This window comes from Candidatus Neomarinimicrobiota bacterium, assembly GCA_022560655.1.
In the GTDB taxonomy this organism is placed as follows: domain Bacteria; phylum Fidelibacterota; class Marinisomatia; order SCGC-AAA003-L08; family TS1B11; genus JADFSS01.
The window spans coordinates 1-9647 of record JADFSS010000072.1 but is presented as its reverse complement, the minus strand read 5'-3'; the positions used below and the strand labels follow the sequence as shown (position 1 = coordinate 9647).

The following is a 9647-nucleotide window of genomic DNA, read 5'->3' as shown; positions in this document are numbered from 1 at the left end:
CGACAGCAATCTGGGTGAAGGCAGGCTCTCCTTCACAACCGATACGGCCGCGGCCGTCAGAGAATGCGAGTTCATATTCATTGCTGTGGGCACACCTCAAGTAGAAGACGGCAACGCCGACCTGCAGCATGTTCTCACCGTTGCCCAAGCCATTGGTGCCGCCCTGCCGGACTATCGCATCATCGTCGTCAAGTCCACTGTACCGGTGGGGTCAGGAGCGCGGATTCGAGCCGCCATTCAGGATGCCCTGAAACCGGGGGATACGGTGCCGGGCTTCGACATGGTATCCAATCCCGAATTCCTGAAGGAAGGCAAGGCGGTGCCCGATTTCCTGAGCCCCGACCGAATTGTTATCGGTGCCGACAGCCAGAGGGCCATCGACCGCATGCGGACGCTGTATCAACCGTTTTGCCGCACGGATGATTCCAAAATCATCATCATGGATATTCCCTCCGCGGAACTCACCAAGTACGCAGCCAACGCCATGCTGGCCACCCGCATATCCTTCATGAATGAACTCGCCAATTTGTGTGAGGCCGTGGGGGCCAATGTAGATCAGGTGAGAGTCGGCATTGGCAGCGATCGGCGCATAGGCCGACGCTACCTGTTCCCGGGAGTCGGTTACGGGGGCTCCTGTTTCCCCAAGGACGTCGGGGCCCTGCTCAAGACGGCGGAATCAGTAGAGGTCCCCATGCACGTCGTGCAGGCGGCGGATCGCGCCAACTTGGTGCAGCAAGAGCGCCTGCTGTTTAAAATGAAAGCCTATTTCGGTCGCGAAGCACTCGCCGGCAAGACCTTCGCCGTATGGGGACTGGCCTTCAAACCGGATACCGATGACGTGCGGGAGGCGCCTGCGGCCCGCATTATTGAGGGCTTGCTGGAGGCGGGCGCCAGTGTCCGCGCCTATGATCCCATCGCCGCCCACGCATTCGATCAGGCCTTCGGCTTGCCCATCGACTATTCCGATAACATGTACCGCTGCCTGCAAGATGCCCAGGCTCTGATACTGGTTACCGATTGGCACCACTTTCGTCGCCCCGACTTCCGGCAAATGAAATCGACCCTGGCAGAGCCGGTCATTTTCGATGGCCGCAATCAATTCGAGCCTAAATCCATGGAGAAGTATGGATTTACTTACATCTCCATCGGACGCCCCGGTCCTGGGACTTCGCCACATCCCAATGCTGTGCCAAAAGGTTGACGATCCGCGAGGGTCGGGCGGCCAGCTGGCAGCGCTGCGGGCACGACAGCCTTTACAAACCGTTAAATAATCCATTGCGGGAAACTGAAGCATGAAATCAGAGCTCATCAACAAGATTGACCAAAAAGAGTTTGTCGTGGGTATCATTGGCCTGGGGTACGTGGGCTTGCCCATACTCTACAATTTTGCCGAGCACGGCTTTCGGACGATCGGATTTGACATTGACGAGGCAAAGGTTAAATCGCTGCAGGACGGCGAGTCGTATATCCAGCATATTTCAACGGAGCGGGTACGGTCTGGCCTTGCGTCAGGCCGGGTGGAGGTGACCAGCGATTATGCCGGACTGTCTGCCTGCGACGGTATCATCATTACGGTGCCTACCCCGTTGACAGCCCACCGGGAGCCCGACATCAGTTTTATTGTGGATACCGCTCAAAGCATCAGCCGGCACCTGCACGTCGGGCAGCTGGTGATTCTAGAGTCGACCACCTATCCCGGCACCACGGAAGAGGTGGTGGTACCCATACTGGAGCGTAGCGGGCTGAAGGTGGACCGCGATTTCTACGTGGCCTATTCGCCAGAGCGTGAAGACCCCAATAATAAGACCTTCGCAACGGGGGATATCCCCAGGGTGGTGGGCGCCACATCCGAAGATGGCCTGGCCGTGGCGGAGAGGCTCTACAGCGAAGTTGTGGTGCGGACGGTGCCCGTCTCGTCCATCCGCGTGGCCGAGGCCAGCAAATTGCTGGAAAATATCTTCCGTGCCGTGAACATCGCGCTGGTGAATGAGCTCAAGGTGGCTTTCATGAAGATGGACATTGACATCTGGGAGGTCATTGCGGCGGCCGCCACGAAGCCGTTCGGCTTCATGCCCTTTTATCCCGGGCCCGGCCTGGGGGGCCACTGTATTCCCATCGACCCGTTCTACCTCTCGTGGAAGGCCCGGGAGTACGGAATATTTACCCGTTTCATTGAACTGGCCGGCGAAATCAACACCGCTATGCCCGACTTTGTGGTGACGAGGGTCATGGAGGTGCTTAACGCCTATGGAAAGCCCCTCAAGGACGCCCGCATCCTGATCCTGGGTCTGGCCTACAAACCCAACGTCGATGATGCCCGTGAGTCACCCACTTATGACCTCATGAGCAAACTGGAGCGGATGGGCGCCCTGGTCAGCTACAACGACCCGTTTATCCCTCTGATAGGCGCGTCCCGAAAATTTTCTGCCCTGGCAGGCAGAACCTCGGTGGACATATCGGCAGATTACGACCTGATGCTCATTGCCACCGCCCACGATCAGTATGCTTCCGTCGATTTCCAGCAATATGGTGTTCCCATTCTGGATACCCGGAACCTGCTGACGGGTGACTCCGAGCTGTACCATAAAGCCTGACCGGCGGCACCGGCGCACCGCTGCTCACAAACGCCTGCCCCACCGCTAGAGGTAACCCGACTTCCTGATCTGGTCGACGATCCGCTCCATGATCGCTTCCGGTGCTTCAAAGCTGGAGTCCACCACGATTTCCGCCGCGGTGGGCACCTCGTAGGGATCGTCCACCCCCGTCACATGTTTGATCAGCCCCTGCCGGGCCTTCGCGTAGAGACCTTTGACGTCCCGCTGCTCGCAGACTTCCAGGGGGGTGCTCACGTAGACCTCGATATAGCCACCGAGGCCCGAAATGAGTTCGCGGTTAAACTGCCGGTCCGCCGCATAAGGCGCGATGGGGGCACAGATAGCGACGCCGCGGTTCTTGGTTATTTCGCTGGCAACGAACCCGATGCGACGCACATTGAGCGAGCGATGTTCCTGTGAGAAGCCCAGCTCGCTGGACAGGTGCGTCCGAACGATATCCCCGTCGAGGAGCGTCACCGGCCGCCGGCCGTCCTCCAGCAGTTTGACCAGTACGCCACGTGCGAGGGTGGACTTGCCGGCCCCGGACAGGCCGGTGAAGAAGATGGTGAGCCCCCGCCGGGACAATTTCGGCTGCGCGCGACGGAGTTCGGCCACCACCTCTGGATAAGAAAACCACGCGGGTAGCTCCAGCCCCTCATCCAGCCGGCGGCGCAGCTCGGTCCCCGATATCTGCTCGGTCTCGGCGCCCGCCTGCACTTCGTCTTCCGGCTGGTACTCCGAAAGGCTTGCCACGTAGACCATATTCTTGAAGGGCACCATGGTCACGCCCAGCTCATCCTGATGCGCCTTGACCAGCTCCTGGGCATCGTAGGGACCGTAAAACGGCCGGCCGTGGCCATCCTTGCCCGGCCCAGCGTGGTCCCGGCCGACGATGAAGTGGCTACAGCCATAGTTCTTGCGGATGATGGCGTGCCAGAGCGCCTCTCGCGGTCCGCCCATGCGCATGGCCAGGGGCAGCAGGCTCAACATGGCCGTGCCGGGATCGTAGCGGGAGAGGACGTATTCGTAGCAGCGGACGCGGGTATAGTGGTTCACATCCCCCGGGCTGGTCAGCCCCACCACGGGATGGATCAGGATGTTGGCGCCAGCCTCATGGGCGGCCCGCAAGGTGAGCTCCACATGGGCCCGGTGCATGGGGTTGCGCGTCTGAAAGGCTACCACCCGCTCCCAGCCCAGTTCGGCAAACCGCTGGCGCACCTGGGCGGGGGTATGACGCAACGGAAGGTAGTCGTAGTGCTTGGGCGCCAAAATGCCCTCAATGGTCCCGCCGAGGTAGACCGGCGCTGACTGCTCCAACAGATAGTTTGCGCCGGGGTGCCGCGGATCGGTGCTGCCGAACAGCTGCTCCGCTTCCAGGCTGCGGTCCGGCCGCCAGATGTCGGAGATGGTGAGTGTTGCCAGGGCAAAGCCCTCCTTGTCCCGCAGGATGAGCTGCCCGCCCTCTTCCAGTCCCTGCGCCACTTCCTCGGATACGTCGAGCGTGACGGCTATGGGCCACAGGGTCCCATCTGCCAGGCGCATGTTCTCCAACACCGACTCATAATCGCTCCTGACCATGAAGCCACTCAAAGGCGAAAAACCGCCGTTCATCATCATCTCGAGATCGCACAGCTGCCGGTCGTTCAGGGCAAGTTGGGGCAGCTTGATGCTGGCAGACCGCAGCTGCTCCGCACGCTCCGGCGTGGCCAGCAGATCGACCAGGCGGCCGCCGTGAGGTGTGGGTGGCGTGAAAGGCATAGATCGGGACCCGTGGGCTAAATTAACCTGGTGCTGGTGGCTTGGCTGGCCGGCAGGTTTCAACAGGTCGGCATCGCGGCCTAGGGAGAGCTGAGTTCGACGAATTTTTCCCTGTAGGTGGTCTCATCCCCGGGCTTGAACCCGGTGTGGCGATAGTATAGGGAGCCATCCGGGGCAATAATGAACGAATTGGGCAACAGCGCCAGCCCGCTGGGCTCCACAACGCCATACTTTTTGCCCACCGCACCGTAGCGGTCCATCAGCATTTCGAGCTCAATATCGAAGCGCTCAACGTATTCCGTAACCAGGTCATCAGGCTCATTCAGGTCCACCAGGTAGATTTTGATGCCGGGGAAATCTGCCTGCAATTTCTGGAATTCGGTGATCTCAGCCTTGCACGGTATACAGGTGGTTTGAAAGAAGCTCACCACGACCGGCTTACGCTCCTTCGCCTTAGCCTTTTTCCCCACCACTTTACTCAGGTAGAAAGAGCCGCCCGCCAGACGTGGCAGAAAGAAGGTAGGCGCCGGTTTACCGACGACCAATTTGGGTGGAGCAGCCGCCTTGGCCTTCGCGCGCGCGGCCGATTCTTCTGCGACACGCTCTGACTCCAGGGCTGCCAGCTCCTTCGCCTGGCGGGCTGCCAACTCCCCCAGCTTCTCATCGTACGCCACCTCATCACCCGGCTTGAAGCCCTTGTGGTGGTGGTAAACCGTACCATCCGCCGCCAGGATATACGAGTTGGGCAGCAGGGTAATGTCGTTTTCATCCACCACACCGTATTTCCCCCCCGTGACGCCGTAGCGATCCATCAGCATGGTGAGCTTGAGATCAAATTCCTCCACATACTCAGTCACCAGCGCGTCGTTCTCGCTGATGTCCACCAGGAAAAAATCAATGGATGGATATTTTACCTGCAGTTTTTCAAACTCAGTGATTTCTGCCTGGCACGGTATGCAGGTAGTCTGGAAAAAACTTACCACCACCGGCTTCCGGTCTGCGGGCCTGGCTTTGGTGCCAACCACTTTGCTCAGGTAAAAAGAGCCGCCATCCAGGCGGGGAAGATAAAATTTGGGGGCGGCCTGCCCCACCTCCAGCTGGGCATGAGCCCATGTCAGGCCGAAAACCAGCGCTGCTAGAATTTTGCTACTCATGGGTCTTCTTCGCGCATAGGACCGACGGGAGGTTAATGACTCACCGTGAACTGGTCAATAAGTTTCATCACGGCAGGGTGGTCGGGCAGCGCCTGCGTTAAGGGGTGCAGCTGATAGCCGCTGATGACAAAGCCGCCGGGACCGGAGTCCAGTCGGATCTCGCCCACGTAGCCGGCGTAGCCACCCGCCTGCACAATGTGCACGCCGTTCACCACTACCGGCGTGTCCAGGACCGTCTGTGAGTGCCCCCCGACAATGAGGTCGATACCGGGATAGGACCGGGCCAGGGCCTTGTCGGCCTCAAGACCCGAGTGGGAGAGCAGTATCCTGTACGCCTTGTCAGGCAGCTCGGCAGCAAGCCAGGCCAATATCTGTGCATTCAGACCGTCCAGGTCAAGATCAGCAAAGACAAATTCGGGATAAAATTTGGTCGCCGAAGCGCTCAGCACCGGCAAAATGGAGAAATGGGCGGCGCCCCTGTTGATCGTCACCGCCCGCCCCAACTCCGGCACCACCGCCCCCAGCTCGAAATACGCCTGGTCACCATAGGCGATGTCCTGGTCACCCAGATTGATGACGTCGACCTGCATCAGCTGCATGGCAGCCGTGACAACATCGGCGAAGCCCGGCGTCAGGTATTCGATGAAGTTGTCGCCGTTGTCCAGCACCAGAACATCGGGATGCTGCGCGCGGTAAGTGGCGATGAACTGGGCCCGCTTTTCCAGCCCGCCCAGGCGAGCATCGGGGCAGTAGCAGTTCTGGATGACGCCGTTGGCGCTGCCGGTGAAGAGGATGGTAGCCGTCTGCCCCCGGAGAATTGTGCTACTCAGCAACAGCCCCCAGACGAGAGTTACAATGCTGGACCGTGCCAGCGAGGCGGGCGAACTTGTGGCCGCAGCCACTAGCGCCCCTTCATGCCCCAGCGACCCATCGTCCGAAAGCTAATTCGTCCGTCATGAACGTACACCACTTATGCCGCCGGATGGGCTGGTTCGAAAGGGGCATTGCGAAGGTTGACGGGACAGAAGCCCCTACTTCATGAGCACCATCTTGCGGGTGAACAGTTGGCCCGCGACCCGGTAGGCGGCAAAATAGAGGCCCGAGGCGGCACGGCTGCCGCTGCGGTCGCGGCCGTCCCAGACCACTTCGTAGTGCCCCAGGTCCTGCCAGCCATCCAACAGGGTGATCACTTCCCGCCCCCGCAGGTCGTAGATGGCAAGGTTGACGCGGGCAGGCCGAATCAAGCTGTAGCGCAGCGTGGTGTTGGGATTAAACGGGTTGGGATAGTTCGGCGCCAGCGCAAAATCGGACGGCAGTGCGGCCAGGATTTGATCCAGCGCATGGGTCACGTAAGCGGCCGAGCCGGCCACCACTTTCAGGTGGTAGGGGAAGTCCTCCCGGTAGCGGGTGATGGTGAGCGCCCCGCCGCCGCTCAGGAGGTCGTGCTCCCGCCGCGTAAGCAGGTCGAGCAGGACCATCCGGTGGCCCGGCGGCCAGTCGCCTTGCAGCTGGGTAGACAGGGTAATGGGCCCCTGCTCACCCCGCACGTAGAGCGCCATGTCCCAGACGCCGTCCTGGGCCTCGGGGGAGCGGATATCGGTGCTGAAGCGCGGCAGGTTGGCCCCCCAGTCGTCCCGTTCCATGGCCAGTGAGATGTACCCGTCCACATAGGGTGGCTCGGGGTTGTCGAAGTGGTCCAGCGCATCGCTGGCCCCCTCCAACTGCCCGATGGCGTTGGCCCGGTCGGTGTAGGTCTGGCCTACGGCCGCGAGCCTGAGCAGCCACCCGGCCGGGGCCTCCTGCCCTTTCGCCAGCAGCTCCTTAGCTGCGCCGCCGCCCGGCGTGGCGGTCACGGATATCGTCTGGCTTGAGGAGGTCCGGTTGTAAACGATGTAGCCGCCCCAGGGGGCCAGCTGCGTAAGGATGCCGGACCAGCCGCTGCCGTCGTAAGTGAGGGGGCCGAAGAAGTCGTTCTGGCCCAGCTGGATCGAGACGGGGAAGGGATAGGGGTTGGCGATGAGGTTCCAGTCGGGGCCCGCCGGAAGGGGGATAGCGAAGTTCTGCAGGTTGTCCGTCCGCCCAGCGCCCGCGTCGAACTGCGCACTGGCCTGCACCTGCTGATACAGCCAGTAGCTGTTGCCCCGCGCCAGGCTGGTGGCCAGCCGCCACTGGTCGGTGGGAATGCGGGTGTACTCGAACAGCTTCCAGGTCGTATCGCGGATGGCACCCAGCCGCCCGCCGATGATGGTACTGGCCGCATTGTTGCTGGGCGCAGACGGCACGGAAATGAGCCGCCACTGGTCACGGGGGAAACCGGACGAAAACGCGCTGCCGTTGGTGCTGGCGGTGGTCAGCGTACCGCCCTGGAAGGTTACCGCCACAAACCTGGTGGCCGTGGTGTCGGCATTGGGGCTGGGCGCGGTGTCGTTGGCGCGGACGAAGAACACCACCCCCCGCACGGTGACAGCCGTCGCCGGTATGCTCGCGCTGAACGCACCCGCGGCACCCGCGGTCATGGTTACGGGCGTGTAGCTGCTGGCGCCGCCCCGGGCGTAGAGCAACTCCACCTGGTTCACCCCCACGTTGTCGGTAACCGTGGCGGTCACCACGATTTCGGTTCCGGCGGCCACCGGCGCCGGGGGCGCAATGGCGGGCGTGGCGATCACGGGCGCCTGCGTATCCAGCGTGACCCCCTTGCCCACCGTGAACTGGCTGAACCCGGTCAGGCCGCCGAAAGTGGCGGAACTGTCCGTGGCCGCTTCTGCTGCGGCGATCACCGTCCAGAGCTCCACGTCGGCATCGGCTCGGCGCAGGAGTTTGATATTGGCTGGGGCGGCCTGGTCCTGGGCGGAAATGGTGCCCGGCGGCCCCAGCACGAGGGTGATGTCAACCGTGAACTGGCCGCTGCCGAAATGGTTGATCTCCCAGAATCGCGCGGCCAGCAGCTCAACGGTGGCGGGGATGGTTCCCGTCGGCGTAGTGGTGGTCTGGGACACCTCGATGGTGTCGTTGCCCGCCCCGCCGGTGAAGGTGATGGCCAGGGTCACGCTGGTGCCGGGAAAGGTCACCTCGGTATCGCCCGCGATGACAATGACATCGATGGTCGTATTGGTATCGGCTGGCGTGGTAAACTGCTGGTCGCCGCCAGGGATATCCCACGCCCTGTTCGCAGCAATCACCAGATAATGATAAGTGCTGCCGGGCAGGAGACCGCTGAGCGTCGCAGATACCGGTACGTTCCCCACGCCCGTAAGTGTACCGGGCACGATTGCTTCATTGCCGTAGGCCGTCGTGGCGCCCCACTGGAACCTCGCCGTGGTGGTCTCGCCATTGGGGTTGATCAACCCGTTCAACGTGGCCGAGGTGGCGGTGATATTGCTGGGCAGCAGTGTGGCGACCGTGGGCCGGCTGACCGGCTCCTCTTCCGTGAGCGACAGGAATTGGTCGGCGGCTACCCCCGTCAGCACCTGCACGATGCCGCTGGGCCACTCCACGCGCACCGAATCAATGGTCGTGGCATTGCCCAGCCCGAATTCCACGTTCAGGCTGTTCTGACTGAGGAAGCCGGTCTGGCTGGCCACTTCCCGCAGCTGCCACACCGGGTTTCCGCTAATGGTCGCCTTGGCAAAGACTTTCGCGCCAATAGCGGAGACATTGCTCTGGGTACCGGTCAGTGCAATGTTGATCCAGTGGTTGCCGCTACCCTTATTTGAGTAAATGTTATTGGGTCTGCTCGCGCGATTGGCCACGATGAGATCAAGCCAGCCATCGTTATCATAGTCGCCCCAGGCAGCGCCAAGGGAGGCCCTGCCATCGGTCACCAGCAGGCCGGTGGTTACCTTGGAAAAGGTGCCGGCGCCCTCATTGACGTACAGGAAGTTGTCGTCGAAATTGGTTACAAACAGGTCCAGGTCGCCGTCATTGTCATAGTCGCCCCACAAGCCGCTCCGCGACCAGCCGGCGTCACTGACGATGGGAACGCCCACAACCTTGGTAAAGAGCCCGTTGCCCTCATTGGTGTACAAGTCGTTGTTCTGATCGCTCGAGTTGGCTACAAACAGGTCCAGGTCGCCGTCGTTGTCGTAGTCGCCCCAGGACGCGCCGATGGACGAGCACCCGTCGCACACCGCCGGAGCGCAGG

Annotated in this window: 6 protein-coding genes; 2 read left to right on the top strand and 4 right to left on the bottom strand. The window is 61.6% G+C overall.

Annotated features, from left to right (window positions below; all coding sequences use genetic code 11):
• Together IH971_09515 and IH971_09510 are read left to right on the top strand one after the other, a co-directional pair.
• Positions 1–1201 (top strand): UDP-glucose/GDP-mannose dehydrogenase family protein (locus IH971_09515; protein MCH7498075.1); only part of this gene is annotated, 1201 nt, incomplete at its 5' end.
• Positions 1202–1292: 91 nt separating this feature from the next.
• Positions 1293–2594, top strand: coding sequence for a nucleotide sugar dehydrogenase (locus tag IH971_09510; GenBank protein MCH7498074.1), 1302 nt, complete (start codon positions 1293–1295; stop codon positions 2592–2594).
• Positions 2595–2639: 45 nt separating this feature from the next.
• Here IH971_09510 and IH971_09505 read toward each other — a convergent pair whose 3' ends face one another.
• From IH971_09505 to IH971_09490, 4 genes are all read right to left on the bottom strand, one after another.
• Positions 2640–4352 carry a bifunctional sulfate adenylyltransferase/adenylylsulfate kinase gene (locus tag IH971_09505; GenBank protein ID MCH7498073.1) on the bottom strand — a complete coding sequence of 571 codons (1713 nt, stop codon included), beginning with the start codon at positions 4350–4352 and terminating at the stop codon, positions 2640–2642.
• A gap of 80 nt (positions 4353–4432) precedes the next feature.
• The gene (locus IH971_09500) at positions 4433–5506 is read right to left on the bottom strand and encodes a TlpA family protein disulfide reductase (protein MCH7498072.1); all 1074 of its coding nucleotides are present in this window, start codon (positions 5504–5506) and stop codon (positions 4433–4435) included.
• A 32-nt stretch (positions 5507–5538) separates the two neighbouring features.
• Positions 5539–6408 carry a hypothetical protein gene (locus tag IH971_09495; GenBank protein MCH7498071.1) on the bottom strand — a complete coding sequence of 290 codons (870 nt, stop codon included), beginning with the start codon at positions 6406–6408 and terminating at the stop codon, positions 5539–5541.
• 129 nt (positions 6409–6537) lie between these two features.
• A partial coding sequence (locus IH971_09490; GenBank protein ID MCH7498070.1) for a VCBS repeat-containing protein occupies positions 6538–9647 on the bottom strand: 3110 nt, incomplete at its 5' end.

What these genes read in the sequence shown, in the direction of transcription:
- IH971_09510 (MCH7498074.1), top strand. Translation starts at nt 1,293, where the DNA reads ATGAAATCAGAGCTCATCAACAAGATTGACCAAAAAGAGTTTGTCGTG.
- IH971_09505 (MCH7498073.1), bottom strand. Translation starts at nt 4,352, where the DNA reads ATGCCTTTCACGCCACCCACACCTCACGGCGGCCGCCTGGTCGATCTG.
- IH971_09500 (MCH7498072.1), bottom strand. Translation starts at nt 5,506, where the DNA reads ATGAGTAGCAAAATTCTAGCAGCGCTGGTTTTCGGCCTGACATGGGCT.